Annotated in this window: 18 protein-coding genes and 1 other RNA gene; 14 read left to right on the top strand and 5 right to left on the bottom strand. The window is 32.0% G+C overall.

What is annotated here, in order from left to right:
• The first annotated feature begins 22 nt into the window (after nucleotides 1–22).
• From GBO31_RS11320 to GBO31_RS11305, 4 genes are all read left to right on the top strand, one after another.
• On the top strand, nucleotides 23–508 hold the full coding sequence (locus GBO31_RS11320; RefSeq protein WP_219008455.1) for a SixA phosphatase family protein: 486 nt from the start codon (nucleotides 23–25) through the stop codon (nucleotides 506–508).
• On the top strand, nucleotides 509–2614 hold the full coding sequence (gene ppk1, locus GBO31_RS11315) for a polyphosphate kinase 1 (RefSeq protein ID WP_219008454.1): 2106 nt from the start codon (nucleotides 509–511) through the stop codon (nucleotides 2612–2614). It abuts the gene before it with no gap.
• A gap of 5 nt (nucleotides 2615–2619) precedes the next feature.
• Nucleotides 2620–3519 (top strand): Ppx/GppA phosphatase family protein, encoded by a 900-nt coding sequence (locus GBO31_RS11310; protein WP_219008453.1) that lies wholly within the window; start codon nucleotides 2620–2622, stop codon nucleotides 3517–3519.
• A gap of 139 nt (nucleotides 3520–3658) precedes the next feature.
• Nucleotides 3659–4213 (top strand): porin family protein, encoded by a 555-nt coding sequence (locus tag GBO31_RS11305; protein ID WP_219008452.1) that lies wholly within the window; start codon nucleotides 3659–3661, stop codon nucleotides 4211–4213.
• Between the two features lie 65 nt (nucleotides 4214–4278).
• Here the strand turns inward: GBO31_RS11305 and GBO31_RS11300 are convergent, their stop codons facing one another.
• The gene (locus GBO31_RS11300) at nucleotides 4279–4929 is read right to left on the bottom strand and encodes a Crp/Fnr family transcriptional regulator (protein ID WP_219008451.1); all 651 of its coding nucleotides are present in this window, start codon (nucleotides 4927–4929) and stop codon (nucleotides 4279–4281) included.
• A gap of 288 nt (nucleotides 4930–5217) precedes the next feature.
• Here GBO31_RS11300 and GBO31_RS11295 point away from each other — a divergent pair, with 288 nt between their 5' ends.
• The 6 genes from GBO31_RS11295 to GBO31_RS11270 all read left to right on the top strand — a co-directional run bounded on the left by GBO31_RS11295 (nucleotide 5218) and on the right by GBO31_RS11270 (nucleotide 10830).
• Complete coding sequence (locus GBO31_RS11295; RefSeq protein WP_219008450.1) at nucleotides 5218–5721, top strand: YybH family protein; 504 nt, start codon at nucleotides 5218–5220, stop codon at nucleotides 5719–5721.
• 203 nt (nucleotides 5722–5924) lie between these two features.
• Nucleotides 5925–7205 carry a hypothetical protein gene (locus GBO31_RS11290; RefSeq protein ID WP_219008449.1) on the top strand — a complete coding sequence of 427 codons (1281 nt, stop codon included), beginning with the start codon at nucleotides 5925–5927 and terminating at the stop codon, nucleotides 7203–7205.
• Between the two features lie 5 nt (nucleotides 7206–7210).
• Nucleotides 7211–7483, top strand: a complete 273-nt coding sequence (locus GBO31_RS11285) for an acyl carrier protein (RefSeq protein WP_219008448.1) — start codon at nucleotides 7211–7213, stop codon at nucleotides 7481–7483.
• A 156-nt stretch (nucleotides 7484–7639) separates the two neighbouring features.
• Nucleotides 7640–9214 (top strand): class I adenylate-forming enzyme family protein, encoded by a 1575-nt coding sequence (locus GBO31_RS11280; RefSeq protein WP_219008447.1) that lies wholly within the window; start codon nucleotides 7640–7642, stop codon nucleotides 9212–9214.
• A gap of 2 nt (nucleotides 9215–9216) precedes the next feature.
• Nucleotides 9217–10083, top strand: a complete 867-nt coding sequence (locus GBO31_RS11275) for an alpha/beta hydrolase (protein ID WP_219008446.1) — start codon at nucleotides 9217–9219, stop codon at nucleotides 10081–10083.
• 21 nt (nucleotides 10084–10104) lie between these two features.
• Nucleotides 10105–10830 (top strand): DUF6733 family protein, encoded by a 726-nt coding sequence (locus GBO31_RS11270; protein ID WP_219008445.1) that lies wholly within the window; start codon nucleotides 10105–10107, stop codon nucleotides 10828–10830.
• Between the two features lie 166 nt (nucleotides 10831–10996).
• Here the strand turns inward: GBO31_RS11270 and GBO31_RS11265 are convergent, their stop codons facing one another.
• Nucleotides 10997–11578, bottom strand: a complete 582-nt coding sequence (locus GBO31_RS11265; protein WP_219008444.1) for a tRNA-(ms[2]io[6]A)-hydroxylase — start codon at nucleotides 11576–11578, stop codon at nucleotides 10997–10999.
• Nucleotides 11579–11641: 63 nt separating this feature from the next.
• The gene (locus GBO31_RS11260) at nucleotides 11642–13444 is read right to left on the bottom strand and encodes a DNA polymerase III subunit gamma/tau (RefSeq protein WP_219008443.1); all 1803 of its coding nucleotides are present in this window, start codon (nucleotides 13442–13444) and stop codon (nucleotides 11642–11644) included.
• A gap of 127 nt (nucleotides 13445–13571) precedes the next feature.
• Here GBO31_RS11260 and rnpB point away from each other — a divergent pair.
• From rnpB to bshA, 4 genes are all read left to right on the top strand, one after another.
• An RNA gene (gene rnpB / locus GBO31_RS11255) (RNase P RNA component class A) lies at nucleotides 13572–13883 on the top strand.
• A 44-nt stretch (nucleotides 13884–13927) separates the two neighbouring features.
• Complete coding sequence (locus tag GBO31_RS11250; RefSeq protein WP_219008442.1) at nucleotides 13928–14356, top strand: hypothetical protein; 429 nt, start codon at nucleotides 13928–13930, stop codon at nucleotides 14354–14356.
• Between the two features lie 59 nt (nucleotides 14357–14415).
• Nucleotides 14416–14844, top strand: coding sequence for a hypothetical protein (locus GBO31_RS11245; protein WP_219008441.1), 429 nt, complete (start codon nucleotides 14416–14418; stop codon nucleotides 14842–14844).
• A 167-nt stretch (nucleotides 14845–15011) separates the two neighbouring features.
• Nucleotides 15012–16139 carry an N-acetyl-alpha-D-glucosaminyl L-malate synthase BshA gene (bshA, locus tag GBO31_RS11240; protein WP_219008440.1) on the top strand — a complete coding sequence of 376 codons (1128 nt, stop codon included), beginning with the start codon at nucleotides 15012–15014 and terminating at the stop codon, nucleotides 16137–16139.
• A gap of 70 nt (nucleotides 16140–16209) precedes the next feature.
• Here the strand turns inward: bshA and GBO31_RS11235 are convergent, their stop codons facing one another.
• Nucleotides 16210–16746, bottom strand: coding sequence for a hypothetical protein (locus GBO31_RS11235; RefSeq protein ID WP_219008439.1), 537 nt, complete (start codon nucleotides 16744–16746; stop codon nucleotides 16210–16212).
• Between the two features lie 127 nt (nucleotides 16747–16873).
• Nucleotides 16874–17365, bottom strand: coding sequence for a hypothetical protein (locus GBO31_RS11230; RefSeq protein WP_219008438.1), 492 nt, complete (start codon nucleotides 17363–17365; stop codon nucleotides 16874–16876).
• Between the last annotated feature and the right edge of the window lie 114 nt (nucleotides 17366–17479).

Below are 17479 nucleotides of genomic sequence, written 5' to 3'. Positions count from 1 at the left end.
GAATATAAATGATGACTAGATTATGAAAACCTTGTACATTATAAGACATGCTAAATCTTCTTGGGAGTTTGATTTGGAAGATCATAAGAGACCATTAAATAAGAGAGGTTTGAATGATGCGGATTTAATTGGAAAAGAACTTAAAACCCGCATTACTACTGTGGATAGGGTGTTAAGTAGCGATGCTGTTAGAGCGAAGACTACGGCTCAAATAATAACAGATCATCTTGATATTGACGATCAAATTTTTAGTTTAGAACCGAAGCTTTATGATTTTAGTGGACATCAGGTGGTAGAAGTAATTAAAAGTTGTGATAACCAAGTGGATACTTTACTAATTTTTGGTCATAATCACGCTTTTACTTCAATAGTAAATCTGTACGGTAATCAAATGATTGATAATCTACCAACAGCAGGTGTTGTTGGTATTCAGTTTGATGTTGATGATTGGAGTGATATTAGCGTAGGAAAAAACATACTAACTTTATTTCCTAAAGATCTACGATAAATGGAAGAAAACCAAGTTAATAGGTATATAAATCGAGAATTAAGCTGGTTGCAGTTTAATGCACGTGTACTTCAGGAAGCCTCAGATGATAGTGTTCCATTATTAGAAAGACTTCGTTTTATCGGAATATTTTCAAATAATTTAGATGAGTTCTTTAAAGTTAGATATGCGGCCATCAAAAGAATTGATCTTTCAGGTAGAGATGGAAAAAATGTTTTAAAAGGATTGACTGCAAGTGAACTTTTAGAGCAGATTACTAAAATTGTAATTAAACAACAGTCGGAGAGTTTAAAAACAATTAATACCATCAGCGAAAAACTAAAAGAGCATAATATATTTATTATCAATGAAAATCAGGTTACTCCTGAACAGGATAATTTTATACGAAGATATTTCGTAGATAAAGTAAGTCCCGCTTTAGTAACGTACATTTTAAATGATTTGGATAAATTTCCTCATCTCAAAGATAGTGTTGCCTATCTAGCTGTAAAATTGGTTTTAAAAGAAAAGGTGCCTAAAGAAGGAAAAATATCTAAAATTTTACAGCAGAAGACAAAAGAGAAGATTTATGCTCTTATTGAGATCCCTAAGAATATGGATCGATTTGTTGTATTGCCTGAAAAAGATGGGAAGCAATACATTATAATTCTTGATGATCTCATAAGATATTGTATGCAAATAAACTTTAGTATTTTCGATTATATAAGCGCCTCGGCTCATATGATCAAAATTACTAGAGACGCACAGCTAGATTTTGATAACGATTTTAGCAAAAGTTTTATAGAAAAAATATCTAGTTCTGTAAAATCAAGAAGAGATGGAGAACCTGTAAGATTTGTTTATGATAAAACAATAGATAAGGATACGCTGAATTTTTTAATGGAAAAAATGGGTGTAGATAATACAGATAGTATTATTCCTGGAGGAAAGTATCATAATCGTAGAGATTATATGAATTTTCCAGATTTAGGAAAAAATGACCTAGTATATCAACCACTGACTCCATTAACAATTCCTGGATTGAGTTTACAAGGAAGTCTCCTCGATAAGATTGCGAAGAAAGATTTTTTACAATACACACCTTATCATACATTCTCATACACAGTAAAGTTTTTAAGAGAAGCTGCAATTGATCCTAAAGTAAAAACAATTAAAATTACCATTTATAGGCTAGCAAGGATTTCTCATATAGCAAGTTCCCTAATTAATGCTGCAAAAAATGGTAAAAAAGTTACTGTACAAATAGAACTCCAAGCCAGATTTGATGAACAAGCAAATATAAGGTATGCTGAACAGATGCAACGTGAAGGTGTTAATCTTATTTTTGGAGTTTCTGGTTTAAAAGTGCATTGTAAGGCTTGTGTTATCGAAAGAGAAGAAAAAAATGAACTCAAACGATACGGGTTTATCAGTACAGGTAATTTTAATGAATCTACAGCTAAAATATATACCGACTACACCTTATTTACAACCAATGAAGCTATTCTCAAGGAAACCAATAAAGTATTTAAATTCTTTGATATAAATTATAAAGTAAGTAGGTATAAACATTTATTGGTATCTCCTCATTATACCAGAAGTTCATTAGTTAAATTAATAGATAATGAGATAAAAAATAGTAAAGAAGGGAAATCATCTGGAATTAAATTGAAGCTAAATAGCCTTAGTGATTACAGAATGATTGATAAACTTTACGATGCAAGTAGAGCTGGAGTGAAAATCAATTTGATTGTGAGAGGTATTTGTTGCTTGATTCCTGGGATAAAAGGAATGAGTGAAAACATTGAGGCAATTAGTGTTGTCGATAAATTTTTGGAACATCCTAGACTGTTAATTTTTGAAAATGGAGGAGAACCTAAGGTATTCATTTCATCAGCGGATTGGATGAGAAGAAATTTAGATCGAAGAGTAGAAATTAGCTGCCCTATTTATGATACTGATATTAAGGAAGAATTAATTGATACCTTTGAGATCTGTTGGAGTGATAATGTAAAGGGACGAAAACTTTCAGAAAATCAGGATAATAGTTATATTCGAAATGATAAAGAAAAGGTAAGATCCCAAATTGCCACTTATGACTATTATTTAAAAAAATTAGGAAATTAGATATTTTGTTGACTATAGAAAAATATGGAGCTATAGATATTGGTTCCAATGCTGTGAGATTATTAATAAGTAGTGTTCACGAAGAAGAAGGAAAAAAGACACGATTTAAAAAAACTAGCCTTGTACGTGTGCCGATTAGGTTGGGTGCAGATGTGTTTTTAACAGGGAAAATTTCAGAAGAAAATATTAGCAGAATGTTAGATGCTATGCAAGCGTATCAACTTTTAATGAAAACTCATAAGGTTGTACGTTATAAAGCTTGTGCTACATCTGCTATGCGAGAAGCTGAAAATGGTAAAGAAGTTGTGGATCTTATCAAGCAAAATACTGGAATACATATAGATATTATTGATGGTACTAATGAAGCTGCGATCATCGCTATGACTGATCTTCATGACCTTATTAACACCGATGCTACTTATTTATATGTTGATGTTGGTGGAGGAAGCACTGAATTTACACTTTACCATAATGGAAAAACAGTGGCTTCTAGATCTTTTAAACTTGGAACTGTGAGATTATTGAATAATGTGGTTTCTCAAAACACATGGAATGAAGTAGAAGAGTGGATTAAAAGTGTTACTGAAGGTTATTCACGATTGTCATTAATTGGTTCTGGAGGAAATATTAATAATATTTTCAAGAATAGTGGAAAAAGTAATGGAAAACCACTTTCATTTTTATATTTAAGTTCTTACTATGATTTATTGAAATCCTTATCATATGAGGAAAGGATTTGGCAATTGAATCTTAATCAAGATAGAGCAGATGTAATTCTTCCTGCAACTCGAATATATCTTTCTGCAATRAAGTGGAGCGGAGCCCAAGAAATTTATGTTCCGAAGATTGGACTTTCAGACGGGATTATTAAGTCCTTATATAGTGAAAAACTTGAAAGTCTGTAAATTGTAAAAGAACATGGTAATTGGTATTTCATCCGATTTTACCTTTTATTTTTTAAATTAAAACATATTCTTTCGTTTAAAAATTGCTTTTTTTGTGTTAAATTGTACTTATAACCAAATAATTATAAATGCTTACGCTATGAATAAAACAATACTTTTAATTTTTGCTTTGTTAATTGGTGGGTTTACCATAAATGCCCAAGAATCAAAATATGGAATTAGAATTGGAGCTAATTTGAGCTCAATTAGTTCTGATGATATTACAGGAGATTTGGATAAGAGTAGAATAGGAGTTGTTGTAGGTTTTTTAGCAGATTTTAGGTTAACAAATAAGTTAAGGTTACAACCAGAATTTCAATATTCTGGACAAGGAAATAAAGATCGTGATTTAAGAGTCAATTATTTACAATTACCAGTTTTATTGAAATATAACATTACCGATATTTTTAATGTACAACTTGGTCCTCAGGCAGGAGTTAAAATATGGGAATGGGAAGATAATCAGGCAGGCGTTACAGATTTTGGAACTTTTGATTTTGCCGCTGTGGTTGGTATTGGAGCAAATATTACAGATAATTTCTTTGTAGATCTTCGATATGCATTAGGGCTATCCAATGTTTTTGATGAAGATGCCGGTCTTAGCATAGACGGAACTAGTAGAAACATTCAATTATCAGTAGGTTATAGACTATAATTATAGAAAGAATATTAGATAAAAAAGCTCACTAAACTGTGAGCTTTTTTTTATTCAATAATTTTCTAAAAAGATTTATGATACTCAAAGAACTTTTTTGTGAGTGTTAATGTATTTTGATCAGATTCTATCAATAGATTGCGTTTTAGTTTATTTATAATTTTATTAATAGTCACTCTGGTAACTCTTATATAATTTGACATTTCTTCTTGATTGAGTGGCATACAAATAATGATATTGTTTTTACTATCGAGTTGATAATCAAACTTGTCTTTAAACTCTACAAATACATTTAGTAGCCTTTGTTCAGCATTTCGTATATATAAGGTTTTTATTCTTCGTTCCAATTCTTTGTATTGTTTACAAAATATTCCTAAAAAATCTTGATCGTTTATTTTGTTGTCTATAATAATTTTTTGAAAAAAAGTTAAGTCATACTCTTGTATTTCTGTATGTGAATAATAGGCTTCGCAGGTATAATCAAAATAAAAGCAATCAATAGTTGGTTTTGCTCCAAAAAAATTCCCCGAAGTAAGTAGTAAAGGAATAATCTCTTCTCCATTTTTTGTAATACTACTGATTTTTACAATCCCGTTTTTTATGAAGTAAACTTTCTTGTAAAAATGTGTTCCGTGAACGATGATTTCTTTTTTGCGATAATGATTAGCTGATCCTTGGTTCTCTAGGATCAAGGTGTTTAATGATGTAAGTGACATTGTGTTAAGTTGGTTGTTATGTTATTTTATTGAACAAATGTTAAAAATATGTCATATTAACATTAAAAAATCAATTTAATTGTGATTAATACATATTTCTTTTGTGGTTAATATGTCGTTTTAAGAGATTCATAATTAAAATAAAAGAGAATTAATGTTAGAAAATTTATATCAAAGAAAATTCCCCTATGCTAATTTGGGTCGATATAAAAACACAATTAATAACTCTTAAAACCATTTAAAATCATGAACTCAATTCATTTAAAACGGGGATTTATTCTCATTTTCGTGACAGTACTAACTACTTTGGTATATTCGTTTACAAAAAATGATATATCAGAGGTAGTAAAAATTGAATATAAAGAATCGGTAGTCAGCTACTTCGGAAAAAAAACGATTACGAAAAAAGACCTCTTAAAAGAAGCAAAACTTATTGATATTGCTGATCGTCGTTTCGAAACCAAATGGAAAAATAAAGATCCAAAAGGTATCTCGGAAGAATATACAACTACAGGTGCAGTTTTTATGAAACCTGGAGTAAAACCAAGAATAGGAAGATCTGAAATAGAGAAAGAATTTACAGCTAGTGTAAAAAATGTAGATAGAGTTGAATTTTTTCAAGATGAACTACAGTTTTTCGGTGAGATGGATGTTGCATTTCAACGTTGTCATATGTTAGGGTATGTGAATTCTCAAAAGAATCCAATATTCGAAGGGTCTTATGTGATTCTTTGGAAAAAAGAGAATGAAGAATGGCTTATCGAATATGATATGTTTAATTCAGATAAATAATTAAACCACTTTCTAAAAAAAACATAGCAATTACAGAACTCCTATATCAATTGTAGTTGCAATTTATTAATCACACTTACCGTGAAAGCAAGATGACATTATATAAGGATGTCTTCTATAAAAACTAGTTGTTTAGAATAATGATATTCAGGAGCGATGATTCTCATCTAACTATATCCTATTCTAACAATAAAAAAGAACATATGAAAATAGATAATGCAGCAATAGTATCTATTGCAAGAGAATATGGTACTCCTTCCTATATTTATGATGGAGATCAATTAATAAAAAATTATAAAAATCTCGTTAATGCCCTACCAAAATTTGTAGATGTATTTTATGCATTGAAAGTGAATCCCAATGTTTCTTTAGTTCGACTATTAAGAAATAACGGTGCATGCACAGAAGTCTGCTCAATAACAGAGATGGAAATAGCATTGAAAGCAGGATCAATTCCCGAAGATATCATCTATTTAGGGCCTTGTAAAAAAGATTATGAACTTAAAAGAGCAATATCATTAAATATCTATGCGATTGTTGTCGAATCTGAGATCGAATTGGAAAGAGTCTCTAATTTTTCAAAAGAACTAAATGTAACGACCAATGTAGCGATTCGAATTAATCCTGATTTTTCTGCAGAAGGATCACCATGGAAAATGGGAGGAAGGCCTACACATTTCGGAATTGAAGAACAAAGAGCAGTTCAAAACTTTCAAAAATACCTGGATACACCAAACGTAAATGTAAAGGGCATTCATGTATACAATGGAACAAATATACTGGAGGCTACTTCAGTATATGAAAACACGAAGTACATTTTAGAATTGTATGATAAAATTGTAGAGAAGTATAACTGTAAGTTTACTATGGTAGATGTGGGTGGAGGAATGGGAATTCCATATTTCACCAATCAGAACCCGTTAGATATAACAGAATTTAAAGAGTTAATGGTTCCCTTATTTTCTAAATTCCATGAAAAACATCCAGAAACACGAATCATTATGGAATCTGGAAGATTCATTGCCGGTACGGCAGGTTATTTTGCCGTTACCGTTAATAATATAAAAGAGAATCATGGAAAAACATTTTTGGTTACCGATGGAGGTACAAATTGCCATTCTGCTGCTGCAGGTTCTGGACGAGTAGTGAAAAGAAATTTTCCAATGCAAAACATCTCAGCCCCAAGTAATGCCATGAAGCAAATATATCAGGTCTCTGGACCTTTATGTAGTCCAGATGATATCGTTGGTCGAAATATGGAATTAAAAGAAACAAAAGTTTCAGATGTTTTACTAGTTGGGTTTTCTGGCGCATATGGTCCTAGTTCTTCTCCTGGACTTTTTCATAGTCATGGATTTCCTGCAGAAGTGCTTATGTATGAAAAGAAGTCTTACCTGATAAGAAAAGGTGATACTACATCAGATATCATGAATAAGCAAATAATGGTTGATGTCAAGCATCAGGATGAATTAATTCTAAACTAATTACAATGAATACAGATATAATTTTGGATACCATAAAAAATGGACTAATAGATAGCATACCTAATATTACAAAGGATCAAATTGTTATGGATTCTCATCTTAAAAATGATTTAGGTATAGATTCCTTGTMATCCATGTTTTTTCTTACGTTTTTAGAAGATAATATTCAGGGATTCGAAGTAAATGCAGATACTATAGAAGCAAAACATTTTAATACATTAAAATCAATATTTGAATATGTGTTAAACGAAATGAAGATACCTGTAACTGCTATTTAGAAGATAAATCCTATCTTCTTCATACTCTTATTTAATAATTATTTACATCTAGAGAAAATTTTTGAGGCTTTTGATATCGATAGATATTAAAGGCCTTGATTAAGACTTTTATTCTCTATTCAAAATCACAAATCTTACTAAACAATGATACCAAAAATGCAAAATTTCTTGGAAGAATCTGTACGTCTATTTCCTAATAAAATTGCTGTTGTTACTGGAAAAAATAGATTTACTTTTTCTGAAATACAAAATCATTCAGATTCATTAGCCATTTATCTTCAAAGTGTTGGGGTGAAGAGGGGAGACAGAATCGTACTTCAATTAGGAAATACCATTGAAGCGGTTATTTCATTTTGGGCTGTGCTCAAAGTTGGAGCTATAGTTATTCCTGTTGGAACAGAATTGAAATCAAACAAATTGGAATATATTCTAAATAATTCTGGAGCAATAGTTTTTATTTCTGCTAAGGATACAGTTGTGCTGCACACTGAAATCATACATAAATCCAAGCTAGTTAAGGTTATTGTTGCTAATAAAGATGAACAGCTCAATGAAGACTTATTTATTGATTTTTCGGATACTTTAGAGGAGCATAATCAAAATTTAAAACCTTCTGGTTTAATTAGTATTGATTTAGCTGCGATTATTTATACATCTGGTTCTACAGGCGAACCTAAAGGTGTAATGCTTTCACATGCAAACATGATTGCAGCTACGAATTCTTTAAACGCATACCTAGATTATCAACAAAATGATAAGGTGTTATGTGCATTGCCATTATCCTTTGATTATGGTTTGTATCAGATGATTATGTCTAATTCTAAAGGAGCTACTTTGTTATTAGAAAAAGAATCTTCATGGCCTATTTTTTTATTAAAAACTATTGAAAAAGAACAAGCAACTGTACTACCAGCAGTTCCAACAATGATTATGTTGTTGTATGAACAAAGTAAAAAATACAATTTTGATCTTTCCAGTATTCGGGTAGTTACAAATACCGGTGCGGCATTACTGCCTAGCAATATCGAAATGATAAAAAAGCTTTTTATCAAAGCTGATATATTCTCTATGTATGGTCTCACGGAGTGTAAGCGATGTACCTATTTACCACCAAAAGAAATTGATGCAAAACCTAATAGTGTTGGAGTGGCTATCCCTAATACCGAATTGTGGGTTGTAGACGAAAGAGGAAATAGAATTGATACACCAAACACCATTGGTCAACTGGTGATAAGAGGAGCTACAGTAATGCAAGGATATTGGAAGAAACCTGATAAAACATCTGAAAAACTGAAACCAGGAATTTATCCTGGAGAAAGAGTATTGTATACTGGAGATTATTGTAGTATCGATGAAAACGGATATCTATATTTTAAAGGAAGAATGGATCATATGATCAATTCGAGGGGAATTAAGGTAAGTCCAAAAGAAGTTGAAGATTATTTGAATACGATCTCTGGAATTAATTCGGCGGTTGTAACCGGAGTTCCTCATCAAGACTATGGAGAAGCACTTTTTGCTTTTGTAGTATTGGAAGAAGGTTTCGCTATATCAGAGAATGATATATTAGTTCAGTGTAAAGAGAAACTAGAGATATATAAAATACCAGAGCATCTCAAAATTATTAATTCAATACCTAAAACACCAAATGGTAAATTCAACGTAATTGAATTAAAAAACAAAGCATTGCAACTTGTAAAAGAAGAACGTACAAATTCTCCATTAGTTTAATTATGGAATTAACATTTGACCTAGGAGGGTTACGACTTAAAGCTAAAGCTTGGGGCGATCCAAATAATCCTCCAATTTTAGGAATCCATGGTTGGTTAGATAATGCCAATACTTTCGATAGCTTAGCACCATTTATTTCAAAAGATAAATATTTTGTGGCGATTGATATCGCCGGACATGGATTATCAGACCATAGATCCCAAAATAGCTCTTACTTTCTGTGGGATTATGCCAAAGATTTATTGGAAGTAATAGACATTTTAAAATGGGAAAAAACTTCAATCCTTGCACATTCTATGGGTACAGGAATCGCTAGCATTATGGCTGGGGCTATGCCTGAACTTATAGATAAATTAATATTTATTGATGGTCTTGGAGCTCCTTTTGTTTTGGAAGATAATAGTATCGTCCACAATTTTAGAAAATCGATTAAACATCAAAAAATGGCAAAGAAGGCCAAGTTATATGGGTTTTCTTCAATAGATGTCCCACATTTTAAAACAAAAGAAGAAGCTATAAAAGATAGGATGCGAAGTAATTTCGGAAATATTTCTTATCAATCCTCAGCATCTTTGGTAGAGCGTTCTTTGCAAAAAATATCTAATGGATATCGATGGCGATATGATGCACGAATAGCATTGCCAGCAATCTACAAAATGACAGAGAAACAAGCACAACTATTTATTGACAAAGTAACTTCTGAAGTATTAATAATACTCGGAAAACAAGGACTCTTTGCTGAAGGAATGTTTCACAAAAGACTTCAAAAATTCAGAAAAAAGGAGCTGCATTGGATCACAGGAGGACATCATCTTCATTTAGAAGAAAGGCATCAAGAAATCTCTGTCTTAATTAATCAATTTTTATAAATCAAAACACACATTTTAATCATGAAAAACGGCATACTAAAATTTTTAGTAATACTATTTGCTACCCATATTTTACAAGCTCAAGAATCTGAGGAAGCAAATAAAACAACTTTTGCAACAAAAATTATTCACAATAGCGTTGCAGGGTTTTATCCAATTTTCTTTGGAAACTTTGAAACTAGTAAAAATTATGATATCACTTTTTATACCATTTTTTGGACAAATCCAGCTTTTGGAAATTTGGAATCGGGAAGTGATTTATTACTAGAAACCTCAGTCGGACTTGGGTTTAAATTATTCGATAATTCATTATACATCAATCCATCTTTTGGAATTACTAGCGGTAAATTTTCTTCAAATAGCACCGGAACTAAGATTGCTGAAGGTATTGTACCAAGTATATATGTTAATTATCAAAAAAAACTATTGGATTTTGAAGGTTATATCGCCTATTATAAATCTATAAGAGAAGATGACGGTATTGTTACCAAAGATTATTTGCTCAATTGGATGGCTCCAGGAATTAATGTGAGTAAACGTGTCGTATTAGGTGCTTTTTACGAATCATTTGGTATTACAAGACAAGAGGATGGAGATCCTTTATTAGTGTATCAATGGTTAGGAGGTTCTATTAAGCTTAAATTCGACAAAGGAATCGCTTTTAGGATATCTGCTGGAGCAACTTTAAATACCGATGCTGGAACATCGGACGAATTTTATAAAGTATCCGCTTTTATCCCTTTATAGCCACAATAGTAAAATAAAAAGGTCTTCTAAAAAATATTATTTTATTGTCAAACTGAGCTTGTCGAAGTTTTTAACTGCATAATTTTTAATTTGTCTTCGACAAGCTCAAACTGACAGTTAAGTGTATTTATGATTTTTTAGATAATCTCTTTCACTTAAATTCACTTTAGCCGTGAATCGTTTCTTTTTTGCTCAGGGACTTCATGATCTCCGCTTCAAATTCCAACAAGTCTTGCCACTTTTGATCTACCTCTTTACGGTCTCCATATTGTCGGGCAAAATTCAAAAACATCGTWTAGTGATTGGCTTCACTTACCATAAGGTCTCTGTAAAACTTTGCAAGTTCTTGATCTTCTAATTCCTCGGATAAAAGTTTAAAACGCTCACAACTTCTAGCTTCAATAAGAGCAGCATACAATAAACGGTGCACTAATTGGGTAGTTCTACTTCCTCCTTTTGGAAAAAAAGTTACTAATTGAATTACGTAATCATCTTTTCGATCTCTTCCCAAAGTCCATCCTCTGGCAATTATTTTGTCATGAACCATTTTGAAATGGCTAATTTCTTCTTTCACTAATTTAGTCATTTCCTGAACCAACTCTGTGTATTCTGGAAAGCTTACAATTAGCGATATTGCTGTTGATGTTGCTTTTTGTTCACAATATGCGTGATCGGTAAGAATTTCTTCAATATTCTTTTCTACAATATTGACCCATCTTGGATCCGTAGGAAGTTTTAAGCCTAGCATGATATAACGTTCTCAATTATACTACAAAATTAGTATTTTCAATGTTGTAAAACTAATTCGTCTTTATATATCCAAATCAAAATCAGACCTTAGTTTATCAATAAGAGGATTCTTTTCACGAAGCTTTTCATATTTATCCTGAGGCGTAAAAGCGTATTTTTTAGAAGCTTCTTCATTTACATGAATATCAAGAGCAACACTATAATTATTTAGTTTTTTGTATAAAAACTGGAATAATCCAGGAAGCGCACTTTCCATATCAGCTTTCATAGAATTATTTGGTAATTCTAAATGAATTTTACCATCTTTTAGTGTTGGTATGTTCATAGCAAACATAGAACCAATAATTCGCTCTCCTTTTTTGTCCTGCATTTTTCCATATTCTTCCCAACAGGTTTGCATTTGCGCTTCTGTGAAATCATCACTAGGTAAATTCTTAGGGTCTACTATAGTATCTACCTTTTTCTCTTCATGCTCTTTCTTTCTTTTGATACTACTTAGGGATAATCCGGAAGTTCCTCTTTGCCTTTGTTTTATAAGAGGTTTGTTTTCAGAAGTAGTAGTATCTGGAATTCTTTTAGGTTCCGAAATAGTATTCTGAGTTACAGTATTACTTTGATCATTCGTAATAGGAGTTTCAGAAACTTCTTTAATAACAGTAGGAGTTGGGGTACTGTCAGTATTTTGTTGGGTATTCTTTTCGTCAGCCTTTTGCTTTTGTTCCTGAGATATTTTTACCGGTTCAATTCCTTTTTCCTTAAAATAACTAGGTGGTATTATGTAGGGCTTGTCATTTTTTTTTTCTCCGTCTTTAGTAAGTACAGAGGCAAGTTGCATTAAACAAAGTTCAACCAGTAATCGTTGATTTCGACTTGTTTTATATTTTAGATCACAATCGTTAGCAAGTTCTATACCCTTGATAAGAAAAGGATGCGGTGATTTTTGAGATTGTTCTAAGTACTTAGCTTTGGTTTGCTCTCCTACTTCTAATAGATTTATAGTTGCTTGATTTTTACAAACCAAAAGATCTCTAAAATGCGATGCTAATCCAGCAATAAAATGATGCCCGTCAAAACCTTTAGATAGAATTTCATTAAATTCTAGTAATAACTGCGGAATGTTATTTTCTAAAATAAGATCTGTAGTCTTAAAATAGGTTTCGTAATCTAAAACATTAAGGTTTTCAGTAACTGCCTGTCGTGTTAGGTTTTTTCCACTAAAACTTACCACTCTATCAAATATAGAAAGTGCATCACGCATAGCGCCATCTGCCTTTTGAGCAATAATTTGCAGTGCATCTTCATCTGCTACTATACCTTCTTGTTCGGCAACTTGCATCAAATGATGTTTAGCATCTGTAACCGTAATTCTTTTAAAGTCAAATATTTGACATCTTGATAGTATGGTAGGGATAATTTTATGCTTCTCAGTTGTAGCAAGAATAAAAATAGCATGCTTAGGAGGCTCTTCTAATGTTTTTAAGAAAGCATTAAAAGCGGCTTGAGAAAGCATATGAACCTCATCTATAATATATACTTTATAAGTACCTACCTGAGGAGGTATTCTAACCTGATCAATTAGATTTCTTATATCATCCACCGAGTTGTTGGAGGCAGCATCAAGCTCGAAAATATTAAATGCAAAATCTTCATCAGGGTTTTCATGGCCTTGTTGGTTGATCGTCTTTGCAAGTATTCTAGCACAAGATGTTTTACCAACACCACGTGGACCAGTAAATAATAAAGCTTGAGCAAGATGGTTATTTTCTATAGCATTCAGTAACGTATTGGTAATAGCCTGTTGACCCACAACATCCTTAAACGTTTGGGGTCTGTATTTACGTGCTGATACGATAAAGTGTTCCATCGGTACAAAGTTAAAAATAGATTGGAAATAAAGAATTGCACAATTTGGTTTTTATACCGAGTTATTAACAGATCAAAAAAGATTAAGAATTGAGGATTCAAAATTTTTAATTATTCTATTTTTGCGGCAAGCAGATCACCTTATCGCTGTCCGTTTTGGCGGAGAGAGGAAAGTCCGGACACCATAGTGCAGCATAGCGGGTAACGCCCGTCCGTCGTGAGACGAGGACAAGTGCAGCAGAAAGAATGTACAGGTAATGCTGTAGTGAAATCAGGTAAACTCTATGCGGTGCAACGCCATGTATACCAACGCTTAAGGGTTGCACGCCCAATGTTGGAGGGTAGGCGGTTGGATTCTAAAAGTAATTTTGGAACTAGATAAATGATAAGGAGTCCGCCTAAGGTGGATTACAGAATCCGGCTTATGATCTGCTTTTTTTGTTTTTAGGCATATGTTTTGATGCTAATGCGTTAAATTTAATTCATGCGAACGACGATTACTTTTATAGCTTTAATGCTATCTACATTATCTTTATCTGCTCAAAATCAAATTCCTGCTAAAGAAGAGTTATATGGAGAATGGCAGTTACTAATTAAAGATCTACATTCTGAAATAAGAGAATATATTCTTTATGCTTATACCGAAGTATATAAAAAAAGAGCAATAGTAACTGATGCAAAAATTACTATATCCAAAGAAGGAATAAACAAAAGCTATGATGTTAAAGGAGCTTGGTGTGGTAATGATCATAGACGGATGTACAATAAGGCATATGGCAAACAAATAACACCGATTTCTTATGATGAGAGTGAAGGTGTTTTAGAAGTATCTGCTAATCATATTTTCGGACATACGTTATTTTTACTTCATAAATTACCTTCTGGGAACATTATTATCACAAAAATAGAATAACCTGTTTCTATTCATTATTTGGGCATATTGTTTGATACATTTCCATAAATATTAAACCAATGCTGAATAAACTTCATATACTATTTTTCTTATGTGTAGCTAGTATGACTTTTTCTCAACAAAGTTCATTAACTATGGATGATTTCATAGGAGATTGGAGTATGGAAAAATCAAATGAACATTTTCCTGATATTTATCTTAATAAATTAGAAAGTAAGAAGGGTTATAATGGATATGGAGTTAGTTTTTTTATTGGAGAATACACAGGTAAAAGAAGGCTACAACCTTTTAAAATAAGCTTACCTAAACGTCGGTGTGGAAATGATAATAGAAGATATTTTTCTAATGATTTTAGAAATCAGGATATATGGAAGTACGATCCTAATACGCAATTATTGATCGTTATTGATTATAAAAATAGTAGGGAAAAGAAATTTAAAGTTTCCAAAGTTAGCCCGGTAGAACTGATATTAAATCGGGTGGAATAACTTTTTTACAACTCTTTTAACAATGAGCAATACTAATTTTCTTGTACATTGTGCAGCGTAAAGAAAATTGTATTTATGAAATACGCCCTAATATTTTATAAGAGATACATAGTCTCTAGATTTATCGGCGAATTCCATCCAACCTATATTAAAAATAAAATACATAGATGAATATTGCTATTGTTTGTTACCCAACTTTTGGAGGTAGTGGAGTAGTTGCTACAGAATTAGGAATTGCTCTTGCGAAGTTAAACCACCAAGTACACTTTGTAACGTATAAGCAGCCAGTAAGGTTAGAATTGCTAAATCCAAATATTCATTTTCATGAAGTTACTGTCCCAGAATACCCACTTTTTCATTACCAACCGTATGAATTAGCGCTTTCTAGTAAACTAGTAAATACGGTTAAAAAATATAATATAGAACTATTACATGTACATTATGCAATACCTCATGCGTATGCAGGATACATGGCTAAAGAAATCCTAGAAGAAGAAGGAATTCATATTCCTATGGTAACTACTTTACACGGTACGGATATCACTCTTGTGGGGAATCATCCATTTTATAAACCAGCGGTTACTTTTAGTATCAATAATAGTGATATTGTAACTTCTGTTTCTGCTAGTTTAAAAGAAGATACGCTTAGACTTTTTGATATTAAGAAAAAAATAGAAGTAGTTCCTAATTTTATTGACGCCAGTGTGCGCAAAACTGATTTTACCGATTGTCAAAGAGAATTGATGGCAACTCCAGAGGAGCGAATAGTAACTCATATTAGTAATTTTAGACCAGTGAAAAGAATTATGGATATTGTAGATATATTTTATAATGTTCAGAAAGAAATTCCATCTAAATTATTGATGGTCGGTGATGGGCCAGAACGCGAATCAGCAGAAAAAAAATGTAAAGATCTAGGAATTAAGGATAAGTTGATCTTTTTAGGTAATAGCAATGAAATAGACAAAATATTATGCTTCTCCGATTTGTTTTTACTTCCTTCTGAACGTGAAAGTTTTGGTTTAGCTGCACTTGAAGCAATGGTGAATAAAGTTCCGGTGATATCTAGTAATGCAGGAGGTATTCCTGAAGTAAATGAAGATGGGGTTTCTGGTTATTTAAGTGACGTAGGTGATATTCAAGAAATGTCTCAAAATGCCATACGAATTCTTAAGGATGATAAAAATCTACAGAAATTCAAAGATGGAGCTTTTCAGCAAGCTTTAAAATTTGATATCGATAATATAGTTCCAATATATGTAGAGTTATACGAAAATGCCTTAGCTACTGTATAAGAAAGCACTATTACTAAAGGCAATAGTGCTTTACAACTAAACAAAAATCAAATCAATTGATCTTATATTTTTAAAATGTATATCTAGCGGCGATCCCTACATTTACACCAAAGTTATCTACATCATTCACTCCTGCAGCATTCTCTATATTATGAATATCATAGGTTGGACGTATACTGAATGCTACTTGTAATGGAAAGTCAAAACGGTAGTCAACGCCGAAATCGGCTCCTACATACGGAAAGAATTCACCGTCTCTTTCACTAGATATTCCAATACCGAAAAAATTCGTTTTGAAATCTATGTATCCAGCACCAACGCCAGGACCAGCGAACCAATTTAAGTTATCCCAAATATTATAACTCCAATGAAAATATCCACCACCACGATAGGTATTAATGAAAGAATTGGTTCTCCAACTTAAATTAATATCTATTCTATTATGTTCTCCAAATAATTGTCTTTGATATGTGATTTCTGGACCAAATCCCTCATCACCAACAACACCTTCAGATAGTCTTATACCAATTGCATTTTGTGGAATATCCTGAGCATTTGAGTGAATACTTGTAATAATTAGAAATAAGACAAAAAATAATTTTTTCATGATTAAAAGGTTTTTTTAAAATTTATCTTTTGTATCCTATTGAATAGAAAGGTTAACATTTTGATGTAAAAAAATAAACCCCGAACAAATTGTTCAGGGTTTACAAGGGTTTTAAAATTTATTTTTTTTAAAACTTATAACGTGCACTTACTCCTAAGTTAAATATGATATCATCATCGGTAAGATCATCAAAGTAAATTTCAGGTCTAAAATCAATAGAAATGAGTAATGGAAAGTCAAAATGATACTCGACACCAACATCACCAGTAACAAAACCAAAAGTTTCTAAATCATCTCGGTTGTCTAAATCATTATCAAAATCTACTAATCCACCACCAATTCCAGGACCTACATACCAATTAAGACCTCCATCGATATTGAATACCCAGTGATACATTCCTGTAAGCTTCAAAGCATTAAAACGGTTTCTTCCTTGAACACCAAGATCTAATTCGATTCTGGAATCAGAGTTTAATCCGGCTTGGTAAGAAGCTTCAGCCCAAAAACCGTCACTTTCACTTAATCGTAAACCAATCGCATGCTCAGGAACATCTTGAGCTTTTGCTGTAAAAATAGAAGCTACCACTACTATAAAAGAGATAAAAATACGCTTCGTCATTATGAATTTGTTTTTTGTTAATATCCCATATAACGGTGGATACRTCATTTTAATGTAAGAACATTGCTTAAGATTTTGTTAATTTAAGTTTTAAAATTTAGGATAGTATCATCA

Origin of the sequence: Aquimarina litoralis (genome assembly GCF_019295435.1) — a bacterium.
Taxonomy (GTDB): Bacteria; Bacteroidota; Bacteroidia; order Flavobacteriales; family Flavobacteriaceae; genus Aquimarina; species Aquimarina litoralis_A.
This window is presented reverse-complemented; position numbering and strand designations above follow the sequence as displayed.